This window comes from Spirillospora sp. NPDC048824, assembly GCF_043198455.1.
Lineage (GTDB): Bacteria > Actinomycetota > Actinomycetes > Streptosporangiales > Streptosporangiaceae > Spirillospora.
This window is the reverse complement of record NZ_JBICUS010000038.1, coordinates 1-24,395: the sequence shown is the minus strand read 5'-3', so window position 1 is coordinate 24,395 and position 24,395 is coordinate 1. Positions and strand designations below refer to the sequence as shown.

The 24,395-nt window shown below is 65.5% G+C and carries 11 protein-coding genes and 1 pseudogene; 4 read left to right on the top strand and 8 right to left on the bottom strand.

The features are described from left to right. Positions 1–399, top strand: a 399-nt coding sequence (locus tag ACGFIS_RS36675) for a tyrosine-type recombinase/integrase (protein ID WP_392973919.1), incomplete at its 5' end; no start/stop codon positions are given. An 86-nt stretch (positions 400–485) separates the two neighbouring features. Here the strand turns inward: ACGFIS_RS36675 and ACGFIS_RS36670 are convergent. The 8 genes from ACGFIS_RS36670 to ACGFIS_RS36635 all read right to left on the bottom strand — a co-directional run bounded on the left by ACGFIS_RS36670 (position 486) and on the right by ACGFIS_RS36635 (position 18,719). Further along, positions 486–2,216 carry an Hsp70 family protein gene (locus tag ACGFIS_RS36670; protein ID WP_392973918.1) on the bottom strand — a complete coding sequence of 577 codons (1,731 nt, stop codon included), beginning with the start codon at positions 2,214–2,216 and terminating at the stop codon, positions 486–488. After that, complete coding sequence (locus ACGFIS_RS36665) at positions 2,213–3,358, bottom strand: hypothetical protein (protein ID WP_392973917.1); 1,146 nt, start codon at positions 3,356–3,358, stop codon at positions 2,213–2,215. The genes ACGFIS_RS36670 and ACGFIS_RS36665 overlap by 4 nt, the downstream gene beginning before the upstream one ends. 13 nt (positions 3,359–3,371) lie before the next feature. After that, positions 3,372–4,730, bottom strand: coding sequence for a hypothetical protein (locus ACGFIS_RS36660; protein ID WP_392973916.1), 1,359 nt, complete (start codon positions 4,728–4,730; stop codon positions 3,372–3,374). Positions 4,731–5,104: 374 nt separating this feature from the next. Then, positions 5,105–10,564, bottom strand: coding sequence for a DEAD/DEAH box helicase (locus ACGFIS_RS36655; RefSeq protein WP_392973915.1), 5,460 nt, complete (start codon positions 10,562–10,564; stop codon positions 5,105–5,107). Further along, positions 10,564–11,532, bottom strand: coding sequence for a hypothetical protein (locus tag ACGFIS_RS36650; RefSeq protein ID WP_392973914.1), 969 nt, complete (start codon positions 11,530–11,532; stop codon positions 10,564–10,566). Before ACGFIS_RS36650 ends, ACGFIS_RS36655 begins: the two co-directional genes overlap by 1 nt. Beyond that, entirely contained in the window at positions 11,529–13,562 is a 2,034-nt protein-coding gene (locus tag ACGFIS_RS36645; RefSeq protein ID WP_392973913.1) for a hypothetical protein, read from the bottom strand. The genes ACGFIS_RS36650 and ACGFIS_RS36645 overlap by 4 nt, the downstream gene beginning before the upstream one ends. Before the next feature lie 655 nt (positions 13,563–14,217). Continuing rightward, positions 14,218–16,968 carry a hypothetical protein gene (locus ACGFIS_RS36640; RefSeq protein ID WP_392973912.1) on the bottom strand — a complete coding sequence of 917 codons (2,751 nt, stop codon included), beginning with the start codon at positions 16,966–16,968 and terminating at the stop codon, positions 14,218–14,220. After that, positions 16,965–18,719 carry a hypothetical protein gene (locus ACGFIS_RS36635; RefSeq protein WP_392973911.1) on the bottom strand — a complete coding sequence of 585 codons (1,755 nt, stop codon included), beginning with the start codon at positions 18,717–18,719 and terminating at the stop codon, positions 16,965–16,967. The genes ACGFIS_RS36640 and ACGFIS_RS36635 overlap by 4 nt, the downstream gene beginning before the upstream one ends. A 207-nt stretch (positions 18,720–18,926) precedes the next feature. On the opposite strand from ACGFIS_RS36635, the gene pglW reads away from it, so the two are divergent. The 3 genes and pseudogenes from pglW to ACGFIS_RS36620 all read left to right on the top strand — a co-directional run. Next, the gene (pglW, locus tag ACGFIS_RS36630) at positions 18,927–23,504 is read left to right on the top strand and encodes a BREX system serine/threonine kinase PglW (protein WP_392973910.1); all 4,578 of its coding nucleotides are present in this window, start codon (positions 18,927–18,929) and stop codon (positions 23,502–23,504) included. A 272-nt stretch (positions 23,505–23,776) separates the two neighbouring features. Continuing rightward, positions 23,777–24,016, top strand: coding sequence for a hypothetical protein (locus ACGFIS_RS36625; RefSeq protein ID WP_392973909.1), 240 nt, complete (start codon positions 23,777–23,779; stop codon positions 24,014–24,016). A gap of 101 nt (positions 24,017–24,117) precedes the next feature. Next, positions 24,118–24,306: pseudogene (locus ACGFIS_RS36620) on the top strand (hypothetical protein); the annotation flags it as partial. Between the last annotated feature and the right edge of the window lie 89 nt (positions 24,307–24,395).

The following is a 24,395-nucleotide window of genomic DNA, read 5'->3' as shown; positions in this document are numbered from 1 at the left end:
AACAAGGCCGGCGAGGCGTGGACACACGCCCTCTCCCGCTCTAATCGGCGTTCCCCCAGGCCAGACCCCGGATTCGGCATCACGTGTGACCACCAACTGCGGAACCCGGGCCGCACACGCATGACGGACGGCCACATCCCCAACGACTGGTTCCGCCGCAATATCTGGTACCCGGCCATCGCCGCCGCCGGCCTGGACTTCAGACCGACCATGCGCGACCTACGCCACGCCCACGCCTCCTGGCTCCTCAACGGCGGCGCCGACCTCCAGATAGTCAAAGAACGCCTCGGCCACGCCTCCATCGCAACAACCGAGCGCTACCTCCACACCCTCCCCGACGCTGACGAAACCGCCCTCGAAGCACTGGCCAAAACCCGCAACCGTCCAACGATCCGATAGGTGTGAGAAGCGACAGAGAGCCAGCCCCGTCGATGGAAAGTGCTCAGGTATGCCTCCGTGGCGGTTGTCGGTTGGAGTTCGGATCTTCAAAGTCGTGATTGCGGTATCCCGTTGACTGCGAGTGCACCATCCAGTTTCCCTGCAGTGGACGGAGGAGCGATTTCCGTGCTCGGCTGATCGACGGGTTCAGTTCTTCTGGTCTTCTCGAAACGAGACGGTGGCTCCGACCGAGGAGCGTGAGGGAACGGGATCTCAATGTAGCTGAGGAGGCGCTCTAGTTCGCGGTCCAGTCCCTGCTGGAGAGGAGTGCCGTCCTTGCCGAAGGAATCAATCTCATTCTCTCTCAATACTTGGCCGGTGCGCTCGTGGGTGACCCTGACATGCAGGATTCCGCTGATGTCGTAGCGGAAATGAATGAGAACAGCGTTGTCGCCTGGAATGCGCTCGGGCTTGGGAAGTCTGACATCAAGCCGAGAGAGCGGGAAGGCGCGGTCGCTGTCGGCCGGGTGCCCTTCTTCTCCTTCGATGATTTCCACGTTGAGTGAGGACGCACCGGGCTTCGCAGGAGTGAAACGTTCCTCACCTTTCGCGATCAACGTGCTGTTACGCTTGATGATCGGTCTGAATCCCTTGCGGGCTCCCGCGGCGAAGGCCGTTCCGAGGGCGTGGCTGGTGACCAGAGTGAACTGTTCGTACTTGGCGGGATCGTCCAGGGCCGCAGAGTAGATAGCCGCGCCCCGGGCCACCGCCGTCATCGGGTGGCACAGCCCTGGATCGACGATGCGGTCCTCCCCGAGAAGTCGGCCGACGGCGTCGCGGGCTTCGGGAATCTGTGATGTGCCGCCGATCATGAGGACGGAATCGATGTCGTCAGGGCCGTAGCGGAGGTCGTCCAGAGCCTGCCGGAGGGGCTCCATGGCGTGTTGGATGAGCGGGGTGACCGCTGTCAGGTACTCATCACGGGAGATAGTGACCGTGGTGCCCAACTCGGGGATGTCGAAGGGGATCTCGTCCACCTCGCGGCGGGACAGTGCGATCTTCGTAAGTTCGACATTGCGGCGCCACCGCTGGCGTTCGCGCCGGGTCAGTCGCTCGGGTATCTGCCCCAGCTTCCTCAGGATTATACGAGCTAGGGTTTCGTCGAATTCCAGGCCGCCGAGCGCGGCGATACCACGGGAAGTCTGTTCCTCGAAGTACTTGCCGTCGTATTCGAGGATAGTGACGTCGATGGTGCCGCCGCCCCAGTCGAACACCAGCAGGTTGCCAGGGACGTCGACGTCGTTGACATAGGAGATGGCCGCCGCCGTCGGCTCGTTCAGCAGGGCTTTGACCTTGATGCCCGCCAGTCTGGCCGCGGCACGAGTCCGGTATCGGGCGCCACCGGTCGCGTGTGCCGGGACTGTGACGACAGCTTCGGACAGATCGAGGAGATTACGTTCACCGGCGGACTTCATCTGTGCGAACAAGGATGCCGCCACAGCGGTGCTACGGAAGGGCTGGTCGGCGATCCACACGTGTTCCTCGCCCAAATGCGGAGTACCCGACTCGTCGGGGTCGGTACCTGTCGCGGCCCGGGTGCCCAGTAGACGTTTGACGGCGTCGACGGGTTCGCCTCGCGTCGTCTTGGCTGACCAGCCGAAGCACAGCGTGCGCTGTAGGTCCCGGACAGAGAGGACGGACGGGAACAGCGCTTCGAACTCGGGCTGGTACCACTGGGCTGGCACGCTCTCGCTGCCGACCGGCAGCACCTCCGTATCGTCGCCGTCGTACCGGGCGACGACCGAGTTGCTGGTGCCGAAGTCGATTCCGTAGATCAAGGCCTCCTCCGAGGCGGCTGGTCGTCAGTCTTCGCGGTGCTGAGTCTCTGAGGAAGAATGCGCGCTACTGGAACGGAGCCCGGAGCCGTCGGATTCGTGGGGCCCGATTTCGTGCTGGGACGAACGGGAATAGCTTCACTTTCCTTGTGGGTGGACTTTTCCTCTGTTGGAAGAAGTTCCTGCTCTGCTATGCCGTTTTCTAGAGCGGAAACCCCATCGGTCTCTGCGGTTTGGTGTCGTCCGCACCGCCCTTGCCCATCGCCATCATCCGCGGCAACTGTGGATTGCTCGATGAACCCCATCGCGTCTTCGACTCCAGCCGCCTCCCCGCTGCCCTTTCCATGGCGCTTGCTGCCGTGCTCCCGCGACAGCCGGCCGTGTGCCTTGCCAGCGGGTAGGACCGTGGTCTCAGCTACCTTGATCCACCCACGTTCCACTACCCGGCCTGAGTCAGCTTCGATATACGCAGGGGTGACCAACTCATAGTCCTCTGGGCTGTCGGCCGACGGAAGAGATGCACCGGGGGCAGTTGCCAGGTTGAATGGAGACAGGTCAGCAAGGTCCGAGACCCGGCGCAGCCCGGCATGCTCCATCTCAGCCGAGATACGGGCTTGCAGGCTGGAGAGACTGTTCGCTTGGGCGGCGGCGCGGTCGATTACCGCCAGTTGGGCCAGGTGTCGTTCCCGTACGCGCATGCCGTCCACGATGCCAGCGCGCAATGCTTCGGTGATCTGTCGACCGAAGGCGTGCACTGCGCGAGCCGTCTCGGTGTCGGCCTTGAGATCGCCCGCGCTGGGGACAGTGGCCTCGGCCAACGCTGCAAGCCTTTCGTCAAGCTTTGGCTCGACAGCAGCGAGCACGGATTTCAACAGCGCTGCGGCATCGTAGGTTTCCGGTTCTACCTTCGGGTGGCCATGTCCGACGGTGACCACGATCTGTGGGGAAGGAGTATCCGTTTTTCTATTGCCGCTGGTTCCGCTTCGGCGTGGCCGAGATTTCCGGCTCTGGACGGCCTCCTGCTTTTTCGGCTGCTTAGCCGATCGCTTTCGATGATTGCGTGAATGACCTTTGTCCTTGTCGACTTGCTTGGCGCTGCCGCTTTTCTTGGGAGATGTGGCGGCTCCCTTGCGCTTCTTGTCCATCGCCGATCGTCCTCTAAAAATTAGCTTCTGCTGATCCGGATGGCAAACCAACGTGGTTGCAGGCAGTCAAGATGATGTCCTTTGCCGCGCAGCTGCGAGCGAACTCCTGTTCATTGAGGGCAGGTGGCGGGGTCCTACGCGGCATAGGCGTGACATCGTCGCCAGTGTAGCGGCCATTGGTTCGCGGATTCGTCCACTTATCTGGCATCAAGGGCAGGGCGAATGGTGCAATGGGTGCCTGCCCGCGCTCCCAGGTTTGAATCGCGTCTTTGGCTTGATTGACTTGGGCTTCGCCGTCCGCGTCGAGAGATCTGCGCAGTTCTCGCCAGCGTTCCTTCCACCCTGGAAAGTCCTGTGGCACACCGAGAGCCGCATAAGGGTTGAGTATGTGGGCACTTCTATGCTGGTCCTTCAACGTGTGCAGGATCTCTCGGTTCGCTGCGAGGCGCAGTTGTGCTTCCCGTGGAAGCCTGTCCTCGCTCAGCGCCTGTCCTGGCACAGGGGTGAGAACCTTCAAGGCGTCATCGTACTTCGGGTCACGTCCCGCGCGGGTCACCATGAGGTACGCAAGGGCATTTCTGGCCTCCCAGCCTACGGGGGCCCGGGAATCTTGCAGCGACGTGGCGTTGTCCCAGGCGGTCCGGAGCATGACCTGGTACTTTCGTTCGTCCCCGTGTAGCCGCGCCAAATGGGCTTGCCGGATGCCTTGAAGTATTCGGCGTACTAGCACCCACCGCGCATATGGCTTGTGCTCACGCAAGCTAACCGTGGCGTTGGGTGCGAGCCGCTCCAGCGCTGGCCACAGCCACCTCTGATCTGTCAAGTCCCGCGTGATCTTGCCAGTGCTGTGTACGTTCTGCAATGCGGTGGCCAGCCGGCGCTGAACGCCCTTCAGCGCGCCCACGTTTTGTAGCACCGCCACATCGCCGCGGGCGAGCCGGGCGCTGAATTCTCGTCGAACCAACTCCTCACGCCAACCGAGTGTTACCAGTTCTTCCCCGCTTATCTGCCCGGGGGCGAGGCGAGCCAACAGGTAGAGGCGGTGTTCCCCGCCTTCAGGGATGGCCTGGGCACTCACCCGCCCGGCGTCGATGAGGTCGTCCACCACCGATAGGGGCAGGTGATCGAGTAGTTGATACTGCCGTTCGACGGGGATCCGGACGTGCCGGATGCGCTCATAGTCTGCGTACAGCTGCCACGCCGCCTCCATGTTGGAGTCTGCTTCGGAGCCTTCTTGACCGGTGAGCATGCCGGGTGATCGGTCCAGCAGCGCCTGGGCACGTGCTACCTGGTGCATGGGAAGCACCGAGAGCCCAGCCTGATGGCTTTGCCACAGAAGCGAGACGGCCGAGACCGGTGGAAGCGGCAGCACAGCGCGTACCACAGCTGACGCCAGCTCTCCCGCTGACATCGATTCAAGCGAAAGATCCAGTTGTGCTGCAGGATGTCTAGCCTCGCGTGCGGCTTCCGCTAATGCATGGGCAGCGTCGAGGGCCTGCTGCCACTGCTGGTGTGAGCTGAACCCTGAAGGAGGCCCCTGAGGGCTCAGCGTAGTCGCCCGTTCTGTTGCCGGACGTTGTGGCCCACGGGTTTCCGCAGGACCATTATCTGCCCGCTGTCGGTGCTTTCGCTGCTCGATCCGTGCTAGGCGCCGCTGCCGCTCACGGCGCAGCAGCTCATTCCGGTCGGGCACGATTGACCCCGAGTTCTCCCCCGGGTCGGCGTGCGAGAACAAAGGCCCCGTGGTCACGGCTCCTCCTCGAAGGCGTTCAGGTCGCTGGTAACCACGGCCGGGGTACGGTCAAGGCAATAGGCGTCCACAAAGGCCACGCGCGTAGCGAGGTTCTCCCGGGCGACGTGATGAGCCCACTCCCGCAGCCGTGGTGCCATACAGACCGGGAGCGCGGCTTCCAATGGATGCTTGACGATCACGGCAGTGGGCTCCACGGAGAAGTCCGTTTCCACGAGGGCCAGGCTTCCGAGTGGTGTGTTCTGCACGCGAGCATCGAGTTCGGATCGGTCCTCCGCCCAGCGTTCCAGCAGAAGCCCGTGCCGTACGGCATCGACCTCGAGGGAGGCACCACGCAGGACGCCGATGAGGTCGCGCGCCAATCGCCAGTCCAGCAACGGGTGGAGCCGGGCGTTGGAGTAGTCGCGCAGGCACTGGTAGCAGGAGCTGCTGCAGGTGGCCATGTGCTCCTCACCAAGGGTCTCGCTGTAGCCACCGACCGCGTCCAGGAACTCCTCGATCCGATCCGGAGACCCCAAATAGGTGCTGAACCCCGCCCCGTTCTCCAGGCTGTCGGACAGGTATGCCATGACGGGCGAGGACGCCGACGCCGAACCGTGGATTCCCGCGAGCAGTTCCTCTGGCTGCACGTCCAGCAGGGGCGCCGCCGCCCGCCGCAGCAAGGCTGCCAGCGAATACCAGGCGGCCCGCCGCCCGTGGTAGGAGTCGAGGAAGCCGTCCGACTGCACGGTGCGTGAGATGTCGAACCGCAGGCCCCGGCTGGTGTCGAGTGGGCTGCGGGCACCGATGAATAGCATGTCGGTGTGCTCGGTGGCGCCCAGTGCGGTCTCCAGGTCGTAGGAGGCCCTCGAACTGTCGATGGCGTAGTACCCCTGCCATGCGGAGTCCGACCGCTTGAACCGGAACAGTCGACCGTGGTTGCTGTTGATGGTGTAGCGGTCACCGGTCCCGCAGTGAACGACGAGCCAGTCGTCCGCGCTGCGTTTCACTCTGGGCGCGTCCTTTTCCAAGTCCGCCGCGGTACGTGAGCTAGCTCCGCCCTTGCCCCATTCACGTACGCCGTCGTAGTCGCGGGGCGCCCCGCCGCGGAACCCGGCTGGCTCGCGGACGGGGAAGGCGGAATAGTTGCCCTCACCCGCACCACAGGCAGGGCAGAACTCGGGCTGTGCGTTTGCCCCGGCTGCCTGGATGTGTGCGCACACTCGGCACATGGCCAGTCGCCGCTCCGGTCCGAAAGGTGCTTCGGGCTTCGGCTTCCGCAGTCCCGGAGCGAACGAAACGACCCCCATGGATCGATACAGGCGGCCGTCCCGGGGGGTCTCCGCGCCTGGCGCGAACTTGCTGAGGGCCACGCTCAGGTTGCGGTCGATGGCTCCGGGGGGTGGCCAGGGGAAGCTCCGTTTCGGCTGTTCGGTGAACAGGAGCCGGACCCGGGTGGGGAATCCGAACATCGGGAGCAGCCCGGCCTCGGCGAGCCGCTGGCTCAGCTCAGGGTGACCGACGGCTTCCACCACCTCGTCAACCTGGTCCAGCAGTTCCTTGACGCAGGCCACCGGATCCAGGGAGGCGACCGGCTCGGGCGTCGCCGCCTGTAGCGTCTTCCCCACGGATCGGATAGCTTCTTCGTTCTGGCCAATCCAATTGAGCACAGCGTCCTTGTGCACGGGCCAGTCCCCAGCAAGGCCGAACCGTCCGTGGACGTTGTGGGTCAGCTCCAGCCCATCGGCGGCCGTGTCCGCCGCGATCGTGTCGAAGGATTGGCGCAGCACTTCACTGAACAGCACACGTTTGAAAATCACGGGCATTCCCAATGCGAGATACGGCGCAGGGGTGGCGGCGTTGGTGATCTCCTCCGGGCGGGTGAAGTAGTGCTGGTCGTGGCTGTCCCCTCGGCATACGGTCAGGGCGATGGCTGAGGGGCCGCCCCGTCGGCCGGCGCGGCCAACGCGCTGCTGGTAGTTGAAGCGGGTGGGTGGCATGTTCGCCATCAGCACCGCGTTGAGGGCGCCGACGTCGACACCGGCCTCCATGGTGGTGGTCACCGACAGCACCTCGATGCCGTCGGTCTTCGGCTCGTCCTGCTCGTCCAGGAAGATGTCTTGGAAGCGAGCTTGCCGCGCCTGCGCGTCCAGGCGGTCGGTTTGACCGGTAAGTTCCGCCGTGCGCAGGGGGAAATTACCGGTGCCGTTCCTGGCCTTCCAGGCGTAGTAGTCCTCATTGAGGACGCCAGTGCCCTGGCCGTCCTCGGTGGGCAGAGGAGTCTGGCATTTGGTGCACAGTCCGGCCCCGCGATGCAGATGGGGCCGCTGGCAGGTGGGACACGTCCAGACCCGGCCGTCTCCTGGGCGAAGCGCAACTTTGGCGGGGTCGATGGTGTACTGGATGACCACGGGCCCCCACACAGAAAGGACTCGGTCTTGAATGTCCTGGACCTCGACGCCGAGGCGCTGGGCAACGCGCTCCCAGTAGCGTCTCAGCGGAACCGGGGGCCTCGCACTTCCAGGACGTATCTCGGTGAAGCGGCGCATCTGGCCAAGAATCCGCAGGCTAGCGCGGGCCATCGCCAGGTCTGAGTCCTGGGGGACGTCCAGGGATCGGCGGTCGTCGCTAAGGCTCAACCATCCCAGGTTTAGCGATTCAAAATCCCGGCCAGCGCCGGAAAACAGGGACAGTAAAAATTCGCGCCGCAAGTTGTCGTCGACCCGCTGCAGGAACTCCTCCTGTTGCGGGGTGAGCCCCGCCTTGACCTGCCGATTCCCCGACCAGTCGAAAAGCGTGGTCCAACGCACCCCGTCGCGTTCCTGGAGAGAGGCGGCCGGTCCACCGGGATGGGTGCCATGCTCCAGGAGCATTCCGCGCAAATCTGCCTGGAGGTCGTTAAGTGATGGCAGGCGGCCCAGAATGGCCTCCAACTCCGGCTGCCTCTCGGGCTCAGCCATGACATCGTCCGTCAGGATGTCCCGGAGCGCGGAGAACTCGCGTGGGTAGCGAGCGCGCAGCCGCTGCATTGCGGCCTTGAGTGCTTCTTGATCCGTATCGCGCCGATCCGCATAGTACTGCTTTACTAGTTGCAGGTCGTTATGGGGATCTCCTTGCTCGGTCACCGCTTGGGCGGCCAGGAGACGCAAGAGGTCCTGGTAGTGGCGCAGTGTCAGGCCGCTGGCCAGTTCGGAGGCGGCATCCCGGCTGTCGGAGAAGGCGATGACCTTGCGTTCGTCTTCTGGCAGGTGCCCCAGCACCTCGCTGATCAGCACCTGGTTGAGCTTGTCGAAGCCGGTGCGCATCCGGCGGATGGGGGCGGCGTACAAACGGTCTTCCAGCTCCCGCCACGTGCCATCGGGATCCCGGTTGATCTCCCGGATGTCTCCGCATGCGGGGCAGCGCGTAGAAAAAGGCCTTAGTTCCCGAAGGTCCAGGCTCGGCTTGCCGTCCTTCCCTCGCTCAGGAACGAGGTGGAACGACCATCCAGTGTAATCCACTTCCTTGTTAGCCAGCCGTCCGGTGCCCGGCTGGTAGTTGCTCCGCCGGAACTCGAAGCTAACCGAGGGGCCCTGACCGAGACGAGATGCGGTCCACTGCAAGGACTCGAGCACCGGCTGATCCGTCCGGGGCCAGTAGACGACGTAGTTGCCGGCATTCGGCACCCCGCTAGCCTCATCGGGGAGCAGATCGAATTCTGGGAAGTCGGTGTGCAGGAACCCCCGGAAAGCATCCCTGCCCAGTTGTGAAGGATTGGCATACCCGCCGAGCATGAGGTCACCGCAGTTCTGACAGCACAGCAGCTCCAGCACACGGGCACCGCAACTGCACCGCGAGGTCGGCTCGCGAAAGAGCCGGCCGACGCGGCGCCTAGGGTCCTTTTCCACCGGGACGTCCGGGCACTGCGGGTCCGAGCATGCCCAGATCCCCGGGACGTTACGGAAGAACAGGTGCGCTCGAAGCTTGGGCAACGCCGGGTCAGAGGCGTTCTGCAACGCCAGCAGCAGGCCGCGTAGCGCCTTCTCCCGCACCTGCTCGTCCGTCAGGCCGACGAACAACTCGGCCGCGACCTGGGATATCGCGACCGCCTTTGGCTTCCCTCCGGGAGCTAGGACGCGTTTCACCGCTGACCCTGCCGAGGTCTGCTCGAGCAGCGCTGTGGCCTCCGGTGCCGACATGATCCGATCGGCGCCAGCGGACAGCTCACTCGCGTGCGTGGTAAGGTCGGTCGGCCCGTCATCGGGCAACACCATCGCCCCGGGGATAACCTTGTGCCGCCCTTCGGGAAGAGCGAAGAACGTTTCCAGGAACTCGTCGTCCCGGCCAGCTTCCAGCGAGGCGGAGGCCGCGAGCACCCGGAACTTCTCCGGCATCTGGTCCAAGCCAAGCCGGTGACGCAGGTTCCGCAATAGGTAGGCGACCTCGGTGCCGGCGGTGCCGCGGTACATGTGCAGCTCGTCCATGACGAGGGTGAAGCGGGCCTCGGGTGTGCTGTGCAGCCATCGGCGGGTCGACTCGAAGATCGACGCCTCCTGGGGACGCAACAGCATGATGTTCAGCATCGAAAAGTTGGTGATCAAGATGTCGGGCGGGGTGGCCTGCATGTCCCATCGCGCGTGCATCTCTGCTCCGCCGACCCGCGGGATGAAGCCGAGAGCCTTCTGCGCGACTTCCTTCTCGGCGTCTCCAGCAGCCTCTGCAACCTTTTCTGCGCGCCGCCGGCGCCCTTCTAGCCTCTCCAGGTACTCACGCAGCCGAATTCGCCCTAGATAGGAGTCAGAAGGACCCGAGACCGGCGTGGCGCTGGTGTAACGGCCGAAGTAGAAGCGGTGGCCCGACCGGTGGTGATCTAGCCAGTCGTGGGCCTCGTTGCTGTCCAGCGCACGGCGCAGACGAACCAGTTGGTCGTCGGCCAGGGCATTGGTCGGGTAAAGGATCAGCGCACGCAGTGCTGCCGGGTGTCCGTGTTCGCCGGATCGGCTCGGCACGTGCTCTTCCCCCGAGCGCCACCACGCCGGTTGGACCGCGCCCTGGCCTTTCCATCGGGCCGACTCGGCGACCAGATCGGCGATGACGGGCAGCATGAACGCCTCGGTCTTGCCCGAGCCGGTTCCCGCCGTCACGACGAAGTCGCGGCCTTCGCCGCAGGCGGTGACGAGCGCCTCGTGCTGGTGCCGGTACAGTCTGTCCACGCCCTCCGGCATTGCAAAGCGCGCGAACTCGGCGGCCTGCGGATGGGCGCCGGCCGCCTGGAAGGACTCGGCCAGAGACATGCCGCTGGAGACATATTGCGGACGCAGCTCAAGCAGCGGCTCTCGCCAGGTGCCACCATCGGCGTCGAGCAGGGCTCGACGCTCGGTCATGACCGATGGGTCGTCGACGCCGAATGGGGTGTCGTAGTAGCGCATCAGGGTTTCCCTAAGCGCATGGAAGGTGCCGGCGATGTCGCTGGATGCCCGGGAGACGCTGTCTGCCATTACTTCACCTTCCCGGTTGCCGCCTTCGGCTGGAGAATCTCAAATTCTTGCTGTAGGGATCGTGCCAAACGCTCAGCTGCCGCGTGGGGCACGCTGTCATAGCGGACGGTCTGGGCCAGGGCGCTGAAGCGGGGTTGCAGACCCGTGCACAAAACGGCGGCGCGTGCATGAAGTGGCGGAAGGGGAGCACCCCAGTCCACGAATAGGGCTCCGACCTGCTCGCGGCCGGTTTCGGTCTCGGGGCGCCACCGCATAACGCTTCTTCTGAGCCGGGCCAGCTCGAGATAAACCCCGTACTCGTGATCGGTGCTCAGCCAGCTTGTACCGCGCCGGATCTGGACCAACCTTGACCAGTCGGAGCTGCGCCACCGGTACAGCCCGTCCTGGTTATAGGAGGAGGCGGGCTGGTAGGAACGTTCTTCCAAGTCGTAACGCTGGATGGTGTGGATGTTGCCCGGTGCTGGCGGTGCCGCTTCGTCCCCCTGCTTAAGATCTGGCAGGAGGGCGAACATCTGCAGGGCCGCACATGGGGTGAAGGAGAATCCTGTGGCGGCCACATGCTCTGCCAATTCGTCGGGGGAGTCGTACTGCACGAGTAGGGAGTCGGGGACGGGGATGTCCCCCTCAGCCACCTCGTTCACCACTTGGTGGACGATTGCCCAGTCTTCCTCCGCGTCTTCTACAGCACGTTCGTCTGCGACGGTGCGACGGCCGGTGACCAGCGCTAGCCCGTCCGAGTGCGGCAACCGAGTCAGCGTGGGCGGGGCGATCGACCAGATGCCGCGCCGCCAGTCCACATCCAGGTGACCGAGGGCGGAGACATCACGTATCCACCGTCCCTCCGCGCCGTCGTGAACCTCCAGCTCGCGGCTGCGGGCCGTGCGCAGGATCCGGGTCCGCAGATCCGTCACCTTGCCGCCGCCCAGTTCGCTGACCCAGCGCAGCAGCAGGTTGCTGATGCTGATCAATTCTTGACCTCCTCGGCGAGGCGGACGCATGCCTTCCACAATGGGTCACGGCTACCCCCGGCAGCGTCCAGGACAGCGGCAGCCCAGGGAAGGTGCTGTGGGCCGGGTTGGAAATTCGGCTCGACTGGGAAGGCCGGTTCTACTTGCCAAGTGCCTTTGCGACGCTGCACAAGCCAGCCACCTGGCCCGTGGAGTTCGAGTTCGTAGTAATAGCCGGAGGGTGCGTCGTTCAGTCGCGACCACCATGCGGGCGGCGCCGGCTCGGTCACCGTCCAGGCACGCCCGTCGCACGAGACGAACAAGGTCTTCTCCGCACCACGACGGCAAAGGACGAGGCGAGGCACGGCATCCACGCCAGCCAGACCGACATCCGCGCCTCGTATCAGCGCTGCTGTCGGACGGCCCGTGGTTGCAAACCCTTCTGCAGACTCGTCGGCGGCGAGGAAGCCCACTGTCTCTTTCGGCTCCACCAGGTCCGGGAGTCCTTCAGCGGTTGTGAACGTGACCTCGGCGCCCTCGACCTCGACGGCGTGCCTGCCGGCTGCCAGTTGCCGTGTCCACAACGGGATCGACTTGCCCGGGGACGGGAACAGCGGGTCGGGCGGCTGCCCATCGAGCAGTATCTGGCCGATCGCGCCGTCGGGCATCACGAGATCGGGTTCGCCCCCAGCCAGATAGAGGCGCTTATTGATCCGTGGAGCCAGTGGCAGCCCACCTTCCAGGTAGGGCTTGTACCGCGGCGCGGGTTGTGTCGCCAGCATGGTGCCTTGAACGTCGCGGATCGCCTGCTTCAACGTGACCGCATCGTCGAAAAGAACGCGGAAGCGCATTGACCAGCCTTCCGGGACCCAGGAGAGCTTCCCGGCCTCGCGTGTCTTGCCGGCGGAAGCGGCGCGCTGCAGTACGGCTTCCAGGTCTCCCTCGGCCTCGGGACCGGCGAGGATCATGTGCTCTTCGCCGGGGACGAAACGGTCAACGCTGGTACGGCAGTCCAGCAGGGCGTTGTGGCACAGGACGACCAAAGACGAGGGCGGACGGCTTACCGTGACATCCTCGCCACGGAGTTGGATCCCCTGCCGCAGCGTACGAGCGTCAGGCAGCTTGAGCCCATCTACGTTGTAGTATTCGGTGTCTCCAAGCCTGCGCAGTGTCACTCTGTCAGGTAGCGCATACTCTGCCGCCCCCTTTCGGGGGAGCCGCGCCAGCCAACCCAGCCTTCGGTTCTCGAACCGCACGAGCAACTCGGCCCGTGGAATCCCCAACCGGACGAACTCCGGCGAGCCGTCCCACACGTTGGCGAGGTTGCCCAACAGGCGTTCCACAATGGGACGAAGCTCGGGGTCGTCCATGGCTCGCCGGAACCCACGTGAGAACTTCTCTCGCTGGCCCCAGTACGTCAGTAAGCGCAGCAGCCGGCCAGCCGGCAGCGGCCAAGCGGCGTCATCGCGCTGACGCATCGCGTAGAAGAACTGTGGTAGCAGCTGCCGGTCCGTGCCACGCAATATCGACTGCGAGATCGCATAGCCGATCCGGCTCTGGTTGCTGGGAAGATCCTCTGGGGAGGGGATGGTGCAAAGCCCGCGGTACGCACCCCACTGGGTCTGCCAGGAGGCCAGCCGCTGCCACATGTACGCAACCGGAAGATAGTTGTGTGAGGCCAGGACACCATCGCGGTCGGTGAGCAACTGGGAAAACTGGTCGTGGTAGTTGCTCGCTCGATGTCGCCCATCGTTGGCCATCCGTGTCGCCGCTATGACCGAGCAGGCGAGCAGCGGCAACACGGCCGGCGCGTCGTCGCTGCTGCGTTGACGTACTTCGTACTGCTCGATGGCCTCGTACGGCTTCGGATGAGCGGGCCGGACAACCTGTCTTACCGCCTGGTCGAGAGGCTGATCCAACTGGAAACGCTTCTGGAGAGCAGCGGCCTCCGCGTCATCGACGTACATGACGACGGGATGACCGTCCCAGTCCGGGCTGAAGAAGGCCTCCTCAAGCGCGTGCTGCCACGCTGCGTACGATCTGAAGCCCATGCCCCACCCGACTCCTGCCCGATCGCCGGCAGCCCGGCTGGCGAATGCCTCGGTCCGCCGTCGCGGTAGCTGCCATGATGAAACTAACGAGGCGTCGCGGGGCAAACCATACTTTGAGGTGACGATTTTGTGAACGGCATCGTCCATCGATAGATGTGAAGCTTGACCCCACGCGCGACATGTGAACCAGACCTGCGCCAGTGCCAGGGGGATGCATTTGCGCGGGAGGACGGGTACGCGGCCCGGGCAGGTGACGTTCCGCTCCCTGTCAGCCGGCTGTAAGGCGGGGACGCAGGGATCCTCCTGATGGGGGGCGCCGCAGGCGGAAGCCGGACGGTCTCAGTTACGCTTCCGCCACGCTGCAGCCCACTAATGGAGACGACTGCCGAAAGTCACCCTTGCGTCATGCGGACAACGTTTCCGCGACCGTAGCTCGGCCTCACATCGACAACCGGTTCCGGCGGTATGAGAGCTGATGCGGTCTACCGCCATGCGGAGCGAGGGGTGTACCTTAGCAATCTTCCGCGGTCGGAGTTGGCGGTCCAGGAATAATTAGATGGTATCTCACGCTGGCTTCCGCTCGAACTCGGAATTTTCATTGCTACGAAGCCAGTCCCTTCCCGCCATTCGCTGCTTATCGGTGCAAGGGCTCAAGCTAGGCGACACCCCGAGTGGGGTTGCGCGCATCTGCCCAGCTTTGAAGTTCGTCGAGGACCAACAGCCAGTCCGGCCATGGGGGATCGAGGTCGAGGCCCTCGATTTCCTCATCGCCGATCTGAATGAGGAGCTTCCACTCGTCACCGTCTTCGTCCCAGATCCCCACATTCCGCCCGTTGCCTTCGAAGCGGACGCGAAGGTAGGAATGATCGAGTCCCGCGAGGTGGCGCGCAACGGCCAACCGGCCGAGTGTGGCTCGGACGTCGTCGCTCCCGAGATCGGGCACGTGCTCGCGGACGACCAGGACGTCCGTTTTCAGGGTGGTGATCCGGCCGGCGCGTGGGCGCCGGACCTCTGCGACTTCCCAGGTGGCGGCAAAGCGTGACAGTCCCAGGGGCGATAGTACGCACTCCTCCTGTTCCCGCTGGCTGGAGGTTCTGGCGATCTCTGTGAGGACGGCGAGCATGGTCGGGGTCCGGCTGCCCTGCGGGTCGAGTGCCTGGAGAAGTTGCTCGTCGAGACCGAACTCGTGGTCGACGATTAGGTGGCGTACCTGGTCGCGAACCGCGCTACTCTGCGCCTCACCCAGGTCCTGATCATAGATCCAGACCATGGCCTGCATTACCGCCGCTTGTACTTCTGCCTCTGAGAGTCGTGCTGCGATCTCTTCTTTCTCGTCCTCGGCAGCCGTTTCAAGTACTCCGCCTCGCCCCGTGGGCGACCCCCATAGCAGTTCCCAGAGGGCCAGTTGGGCTTCTACGATGCGATGTGCATCCGCGTAGTCCTTGTCCGCAAGCTGTTCCAGCAGTTTGCTGAAGATGGCCGCGTTCGTCGCAGCCACCAGTGGGCCCATCTCCTCAATGAATTTGTCATCCCGCGTGGCGAGGGCATAACGCCTGATGAACCGGTTCCAGGCCATGCGGCCTTTGGTGCTGATCGAAAGCGTCCCCCTAGTCACCTCATCTTCCATGTCATCTTCGTCTTCCTCCGCATTGTCGGCAGACTCCGTGCCTCCCTCGCGCGCCAGATCCGATTCATCATCGTCACTGTCGAGCGTTGGAGGAAAGACGCCGAGGTTCCCGAGGCGGCCGCTGATGGCAGCGAGGATGAGCTGGATGTCGGACGGCGCGGTGCCGTGGCTGCGCCCACGCGGCAGGTAGCCGGTGTACCGCGGGTTACGCCGGACACGCTCCCAGTCGAGGTTGTCCCACGAGATCGACGCACCGTCACCATCTGTCTCGGGCGGCGGCACGGTCGGCTTCGCCACTCGCCAGGCCGTGGCGGCGTCGATGATGAGTGACTGTTCCAGCTCGTGGAGGAGCTCGATCAGTTCTGCTTCCTTGTCTGGAAGTCGGCCGATCCTGGCCAGGTGTTCCCGTCGGTCGGCTCTTTCCAAGCGCCTCTGGAGCTGGGCGAGTTGATACGGCCACACGTGGCTCGCTGTACCTTCGTCGTCGCCGAAACGGACCTCGACGGCCCCGCCTTCCGCCACCGTGGCGGCTGACTCGGCAGTGAGTTGTAGCTTGACGGATGTCCTATCGAACAGGATCGAGGCGTACTCAAGACCCACGCCACCGGTGGTTACCGACAACTCCAGCCCAGCATGGCATTCGTGGTCGAAATGGTCGAAGACCAGGGTGAGTGCCTTGCCGTCCAGCCGGCCCCACAACAGGATCGGATGCTCCGGCTGAACGATCTCCTTCTCGGTGGAAGGCTGGATGCGAAGCCCGAGCTCTCCGACGTCTGCAACGGGCGTGCGGACCAGATGCTCGTAGATGGAGGCGAAGCCTCCCCTTGCGCCCTCGCGGATCAGGCTGACCTCGATGTTCCCGGTCTCGGTGGTCTGCAGCAGGGCTGAGCGCGACAGGTTTGCCGATCCACACAGAAGTACCTCTCTGTCCTGACCGAGCAGGTGAACCCACTTCGCATGGATGTAGGTCGTGGCGTGCCCCTCTACGGTGATGACCTCCGTGGACGCTGCCTCCGCTCTCGACAGAACCGAGTTCAGGTGCTCCGGGTCGACGGAGGTCCCCTTACTCACGAGGGCGGTGACCTTTGCAGGGGAGAACCTCGCGATCAGGTCGGCAAGGGCGGCACACTCGGGATCGTGGAAGGGCGCATACGCCACGAGTTCGTGGACCGGCCAGGTGACCTTGTCTGCGAGCTGCTCGATCAAGGGGCGAGCAAGATTGTGTCGTACGAGGGTGTCGGCGGCGCCCGTAGCCGGCATCCAAGGCGCTGTTCCCCACACATCCCCCAGTAGCTCCACCACTGGTGGATCCAGGAGGCCACGCCTGGCCATGCCGTCGATGAGTGATCGGGCTGTCACGAACTCCGGAAGGTGGCCGGGGCTTTCGTCGTGATAGCGGAAGATGCTCCAGAGCTCCCCGGACGACGCGTATCCGTCGTGACCGAGGTTTCCAGATCCGACGACCAGTAGTCCCTCGTGCTCCGCGGTCAGCATGATGACCTTGGCGTGTGCAGACCGCTGATGCCGGATCGGCCCGGCAACGTACGTCCGGTTGGCCCGCCTCCAGCGCTGCCCCGTGGCAGCTGCCTCAGCGAGTTTCGCTCCGAGTTGCTCGCCATCGGCGAGGATCACCCGGAGGGGAACTTGCGAGAGCTGGCCGAGGAGCCTGTTCTCGAAGAACCCGAGCTCGGCCCCGAAGGTCAGGATGACCAGACTCGACCATTGCCCTTGGAGAAGTTCCGGCACGACAAGTTGTGCGAGGACGGACGACTCGGTCACTTGTCGTCCCCCTTTGAGGGCTCGAAGGCAGCCGCCGCAGCTTCCAAGTCCCCTGCCTCGAGGTCCCCTTGCTCAAGCAGTTCACGGCCGGATGCCGTCAATCTGCGGTTTGCATCTCGTAGGGGGCTCACCAACCCCAGTTCGTGGACGGTGGTGCTCAGCGCGCGAAACCGGCTGTCGTTGAAGCCGGCCGGCGCCTCCTGAACGAAGAACCGCAGCTGCTCGCCAGACCGTCGCAGTCGGAAGGTGTCATGCGGGAGCTTGGACGTCGCGACCCGTTCATGCTGGATGATCACGTGATACTCGATGACCCAGCGTGCGAGTCCGGACAGGGTGACTCCGGCGAGAATCTTCTTGTGGAGCCGGTTAAAGAAGCCGAGCATTCCGATCCGCAGCGATTCACCACTGCGGAGGATGTCCCAGTCCGGTTCGAGATCGCCGACTCGTCCCGGCGTGCCGAGTCGGCGGTAGAGGAGCAGCAGCACGGCCAGCATCGCCACCAGGGTCTCGGCATCGTCCACCCGGGAGCTGCACCGCTCATAGAGTGCGTGCTCGTCGACACTGGCATGGCGCGGCCAGATAGCATCGACCCCGGGACTGAGGTCGACGTGCTGGGCCAGCAGGTCGGCGAACGTTGCCGCTGTCGTGGAGGCGTCCACGACGTGGTCGCCGAGACCGGTCTCGCTTACGAACCTGCTGTCGTCGAGAGCCCGATCGACTATCTCCCAAAGTCGGCCGATGGGGACGGGTGAGAGCCCATCCTCGGACTCTTCCAGCCCCGTGCGGCTCACCCAGCCAAAAAGGCGGTTGAACGCGAAGGAAAAGTACTCGCGCGCCTGATAAAGCCGCCAGCGGCGGGCAACGGTGGCCAAGTCCTCCCGCGGCTCGTACTTTGCACCGCCTAGCTCGCGATAGAAGGCAAGCTGGCGAAACTCATCCTCCTCGATTCCGACCGCCTGCGAACTCTGACTGAGGTCAAGGATGAACCGTAGCGTTCCCCGGCGAGCTTCAGGCTCACCAGTGTGACCGGCGTGCAGGAACAACTCCCGGACAAGGAGAAGATCAAAGTTGTCGGCAACGCGGAGTCGGCATAAGCAGGCTGCGTCGGCGAAGGCAGCAATATCCTGACGCGAAACTCGTTCCGGTAACTTATCGGCCGCGAGCATCTTCCCAAGGTTTGTCTTCTCGACAGATCGCCCATAGGCCGCAGCAAGCGCTCTACCGGCCGGGGTCGGGGCGTCGAAGGGGAAGCCGTTGTCCGTTCCGGCTATGACCAGAACCCCCATCGCCTCCATGGCCGACCGGTAGTACAGGCCGTAACCGCCGAGAGGCTCCTTGATGTAGTCGTACTCGGGATCGAAGGTCTGGCCGTTCCGGAGACCGTTGACGCGCCGCGACCCCACTATGTTGCCGACGAGCGTGTCGTGCTCGGGAGCCTCGCACACGTGGCAGGCCATTGAGAACAGCGCCTCACGAGGCCGGTAGAAGCCTCTGAACGATGCCCTCGTCCGAGGAAGATCGTCTTGGTTCCAGAATGTCGCTAGCACCCATGCGTAGAACGACCAGTACCTCGGGTGGATGGTCAGCACGTTGATGCCCGGCGACAACGCCGGCAGTATCCGGTCGGAGCTCACCGAGCCGAGACCCAAGTGATCCTGTCCGCCCTTGGGGTCATATGCCTGTGCGCCCCAGACCGGGCCGGTCTTGTCCTCCCAGCCCCAGTCAGATGTCGTGGACTTCTGCTTCGCCATGTCGCGCCGCCACTAACTCGGGTGCTTGCGGGGGTACGAGGCAATACCTCCTGCGGTCGCTCGCGGATGCTTCGGTGGCACTCTCGCCCGATGATAAGTCGAGAACTCTTCGTGGGGAGCCCGAATGTCCGGGCCCGGCTATAGCATCAGAGCATCGGCGGCCGGGTGGGCGGCCGGTGAAGTGGGCGTCGATGAGCGAGGTTGGGGATGCTCGAAGGTCGATGGACGACGGTCACGGAGTCCCAGTTCGAGCATGAGCGGCGCGGCCTGGAGGCGATTCGGGAGCAGCTGCCGGACGCCGATCCGTGGCGCGCATGGTCGAACTTCACGTTCACCGCCAACACCGGCCACATCCGGGAGGTGGACCTGCTGGTCGTCACTCCCGGTGGCGTCCACATGATCGAGCTGAAGAACTGGCATGGCCGGCTGGCCGCCGAGAACGGCACCTGGGTGCAGACGGCGCCGACCGGGCGCCGCATCCCGCACGGCAACCCGCTGCATCTGGTCAATCAGAAGGCCAAGGAGCTCTCCGGGCTGCTGGCCCAGAAGGGCGAACGCGTCTGGGTCGGTGCCGGTGTGTGCTTTACCGATTCCTCGCTGAGGGTCCGGCTGCCCGTGGGTGAGCAGCACAGTGTGCACACCATCGATGAACTCCTACAGATGCTCCGCCGCCCCCCGAACGACGAGCGACGGCGGATCACCGGCCCCCGCGGCCGGGCGATCAAGGCCGCACTGGACCGGGTCGGCATTCGCCGCAGCGAGGCGGAGTTCAAGGTGGGCCCGTACATGCTGGAGCGCACCGCGTTCGACACCGGTCCTACCTGGGCCGACCACTTGGCCCGGCACAGTGACCTGCACGAGTCGGCGCGGGTCCGGATCTACCTGAGCGAGCGCGGCGCCGACGCCTCCATCCGCCGGTCGGTGGAGAGCGCCGCCCGGCGTGAGGCCGCCGTTCTGCAGCGGTTCCGTCATCCGGGCGTGGTGCAGCTGAAGCAGTACGACCCGTCCGGCCACTCCGCCGGCCCCGCCCTAGTGTTCGACTACAACCCCGACACCCTGCGGCTGGACGAGTACCTCATCCGCTACGGCGACAAGCTCGGCATTCTCGACCGTGTGGCCCTGGTCCGGCAGCTCGCCGAGACCATCCGCTCCGCGCACTCCAGCCACATTCATCACCGTGCTCTGGCCGCGCGCTCTATCCATGTGATTCCCCGCCCGCGTCGCCGCGGCGCCGACCCATCCGCCGATGGGGATGCCCGCTGGCTGTCTCCGACGCTGCAGATATCCGACTGGCAGATCGCGATCCAGCGGGCCGGATCGGCGGGCTCGACACGCTTCGCGCCCACCAGGCTGTCGGCGATCCACCTCTCGGACAGTTCCGACGCCTATCTGGCGCCAGAACTGACGGCGGTCGATCCAGACGCGGTCGCCCTCGACGTGTACGGGCTCGGTGTCCTGACGTACCTGCTGACTACCGGCCGACCTCCCGGCAAGTCTCAGACCGAGGTCCTGGTGCGCCTGGAGAAGGGCGAGGGCCTGCGGCCGAGCGGGGTCGTTGACGGTCTGTCCTCGGACATCGACGAGCTGGTGCAGGCCGCCACCGCCTACCGTCCGGAGCGACGGCTCGCGACGGTCGACGAGTTCCTGGAAATGCTGGAGTGCGTCGAGGACGCGCTGACCGCTCCGGCCGCCACCGATCCCGGCCCGGCACCCGTCCCGGACAAGGACCCGCTGGAGGCCGTTCCCGGAGATGTGCTGTCGGGCCGCTGGGAGGTGCGGCGGCGCCTGGGTACCGGCTCCACGAGCCGAGCCTTCCTCGTGCGGGACCTGCACGCCGATCCGGCGGCCCACGGCGGCCGGGTACTGGCGGTACTCAAGGTCGCCCTGTCGGACGCGCGGGCCGCGGTCCTCGTCCGCGAGGCCGAGGTGATGCGGCGGCTGCGCGCCGACTCCCGCGTTATCCGCCTGGTCGAGCCCGACCCTTTGGTCATCGCCGGGCGCACCGTGCTGGCCCTGGAGTACGTAGGCGATGAACGCTTCACCGACGATCAGCCCGTCACCGGCACGACCCGGCACCGTCAGGAGACGGTGGCGCGCGAGCTGCGCGAACGCGGACGCCTTCAGATCGACCAGCTTGAGGCCTACGGCGACTACCTGTTCGGCGCGGTCGACTTCCTGGAGGGCGAAGGCGTCTGGCACCGCGACATCAAGCCAGACAACATCGCGATCCGGATTCGTCCCAACCGCACCCGCGAACTCGTCCTGATCGACTTCTCACTGGCTGGCCACCCCGTGCAGGAGACCGAGGCGGGCACCGACGGTTTCCTGGACCCGTTCATCGGCGGCCTGACCCGCTCGGTGTACGACGCGCACGCCGAGCGCTACGCCGTTGCCGTCACCTTCCACCAGATGGCATCGGGCGAGCTGCCCAAGTGGGGTGACGGCAAGGCATCGCCGCGGCAGCTCGACCCGGAGGAGTGGCCACACCCGACTATTGCGGCCGATGCCTTCGACCCCGCCGTCCGCGATGCCCTGGTCACGTTCTTCCGCAAGGCCCTGCACCGGGACGCCGACCGGCGGTACCCCGAACTCAAACCGATGCGGGACGCCTGGAAGAAGATCTTCCTGGATCTCGCCGAGAGCGCCCCGTCCACCATCCCGGGCAGCCGCCATCCCGCCTCCACCGCTGGCAACGCGGCGGGGAACGGCGGCATCGCCGACGCGGAGCCGGAGACGGCACAGCAGCAGCGCAACCGGGTTGCCGCGCAGGCCAGCCGCGACACGCACCTGTCGGCCGCCGGGCTCACCCCTGCCGCGCAGTCCTTTCTGTATGGCCTCGGCATCACGACCGTTGGCGAACTGCTGGAGTACAGCCGCCGCAACCTCGTCAACGGCCCCGGCCTGGGGCCCAAGACCCGCACGGAGATCCAGGGGCGGCAGCGTGAATGGGCCGACCGTCTCGGCCGGCTCCCGCAGTCTCCGCTGACGCCCGAGGGGCGCAAGGTCGCGGCGGGTGAACTGAAGGAACTCAGTGCCGCCGAGGCATCGCTGGTCGATTCCGCGGCGACGAGCGAGGAAGCCGAGACCCTCGCAGGCCGCGTGCTGCGCGCCGCCAGCCTCGACGCGCTGGCGACCCTGCTGGTGCCAAAGCTGAAGCCGGACGGGTCGAACCGCAACGAGGTCGAGATCGTGCTGCGGCTGCTGCGGCTGCCCGACGAGACCGGCGCTCTGCCAGATCTGCCGGTGTGGCCGACACAGGCGAAGGTAGCCGAGCCGCTGGACATCAGCCGGGGCCGGGTCCCGCAGGTGTTGAAGGAGCAGCGCAGGCGCTGGCGCAGGCTGGCCGCGGTGAAGGAGCTGCGCGAGGAGATCCTGGAGCTGCTGGCTGGGTTCGGCCGGGTCGCATCCGCGACGGAGATCGCCGAAGTGCTCACCGTCCGGCGTGGCACGGAGTTCCAACATCCCGGGCTGCGCCGCGCGATGGGGCTCGCCGCGGTCCGGGCCGTGGTGGAGGCGGAGCAGTACGTCCCGGAGGACAGCGCGTTCCGCCACACCCCGAACCGAGACACCGCCGGTGACGCGGCGGGCGGTGGCCTGCTCGCTCTGGAGGTCGGGGAGAACGACGGTCCCGACACCCCCTCGGCGCCCGGCCTGCTGGACTACGCTGTGCGGCTGGGGAAGGTCGCCGACCGCCTCGCGCGTCTCGACACGCTGCCGACGGCAGGGACGGTCCTCGGCGAGTTCGGCGCGATCCGCCCGCCGGAGGGCACGATCGACTGGGACGAGCGCCGCACGGTCGAGATCGCCGTCGCCGCCGCGAAGAACGCCGCCGTGACACCCCGCCTGGAGATCTACCCTCGCGACCTGCCCCTTGTGCGGGCGCTGCGGCTCACCCAGGCGGGTCTGGTCCGGCTCATCCCTGGCGTCCCGGAGGAGAACCAGCCCGGCCTGACCACCGAGGAGGTCCACGGCCGGGTCCTCACCCGGTTCCCCCGCTTCGACGAGACCGGCGACCGGCTGCCCACCGGCGGCGCACTGACAGGTGCCCTGCGCGAGGCCGGTTTCGACCTCACCCTGTCTCAGCGCATGGACACCCGCACCCTCCGGTACCTGCCCGCCAAGCTGGACATCGTCTCCAGCTACGTCACCGCTCTGGCCGGACGCCGCCGCAGCACCCGCAAGGGCGGCGCGATGCGGTACTCCAGCGACCCGCTGACGGCTGCCGCCGTCGAGGCGGAGGAACGGCTGGAGTCGTCCGTCCACCGCGACGGTTTCCGGGTGCTGACGGTCCGCGCAGGCCTGACCGAGGAGGCCGTGGCGGAACTGGCGGTTGCCCGTTTCGGTGCGGAGCCGCTGTCGGTGACGGCCCTATTCCTGGAGACCCTTCATGAACTCGTTCCGCCCGGCGCGAAGCCGACATGGGAGACGATCCTGCGCGCCGACGTCGCCGAGCCCGGCAGCAAGGCGGCGCGCAAGTTCGGCGAGTACACGCGCACCGCGTGGGGGCGCGTGGAGCCGGCGATCCGTGACCGGATGGAGCGGGGCTCCAGTCCGCTGCTGCTGACGGAGACCGCGGCGTTCGCGCGCTACCAGGCGATGGGTGCCCTCACCTCGCTGGCGGCGGCGGCCCGCAGAGGCGGGCGCGCCCTGTGGCTGCTGTGCCCGCAGGGCGACCCATTCCGCGAACCGCGCCTCACCACCGTGGCCGTCCCCTACCAGGACGCCCTCGGCGAATGGATCAAACTGCCCGACTCCTGGGTCAGCAACCTGCACCGCGCGGCCTGACCCAGGCTCGCCCACCAGGCAACGAGCTCTCGACCCGCAACGGGTCAAAGGGCTCGTGGCGGACGTCGGTGACGCGCGCACCGAGACGTCCCTCGACCCCGGTCACGCATTCGGGATGATCGACTGAGTACTCGCGGTCATCCGCTATCCCTGATCGACTTCTTCCCATGACGAACGTCGACCGGCCCGGTGCGGCCATGAGTGCCAACCGGCGTTTTCCCAGGCCGCGCCCAGGGTAGAGTCAGCCGCGATTTTCTATCCAGGAGGCTTTCGTGAAGGCGATCGGCCGGCTCGGCAAACACCCGCCGAGCGCGGTGACACGACCTCGACGGACCGGTTCCCCCGACATTCTCACGCTCAGTGATGGCACATTCGCGGTCATCGGCGTCGACATTACCGAGGAACTCGGGCCGAATCCATGGAAAGACGCCCGGTGTGCACCGAACGAACGCATCGTTCGAATCACATGTAACACCCTTATCGCCGCGAAGAAGGATATCCCGGATGAATGATGCATCAACCGCCTGCGTGGGCACTGGACGAAAGCGAGCGGCTCACCCTGGAGGGCTTCCTGGAGTCGTTCGGTGCGGCCTGAGCACGTACCGAGCGGCGCTTCCTCAAGCTGGAGTGCTGGCAGTCCTACCGTGAGGCCGACGGCGTCCGATCGCAGGAGGCGTTCCAGACGGGCGAGACCGCGCTGGCTCGCCGCCTCCTGGAAGAGGAGGTGATGGGAGACCAGCCTCTTCGCGACGACGTGCGGGCGCGGAACCTGGAGTTCAGCCGGGTACGGCTGCTTCGGTAGGTGTCAAGTCAAATGAGACAGGGGTCAGTGATCGTTAGGCAGCGTCTTCCCCCTGGTCAACGCCGGTCTGGACGACGATGTCCTTGTCG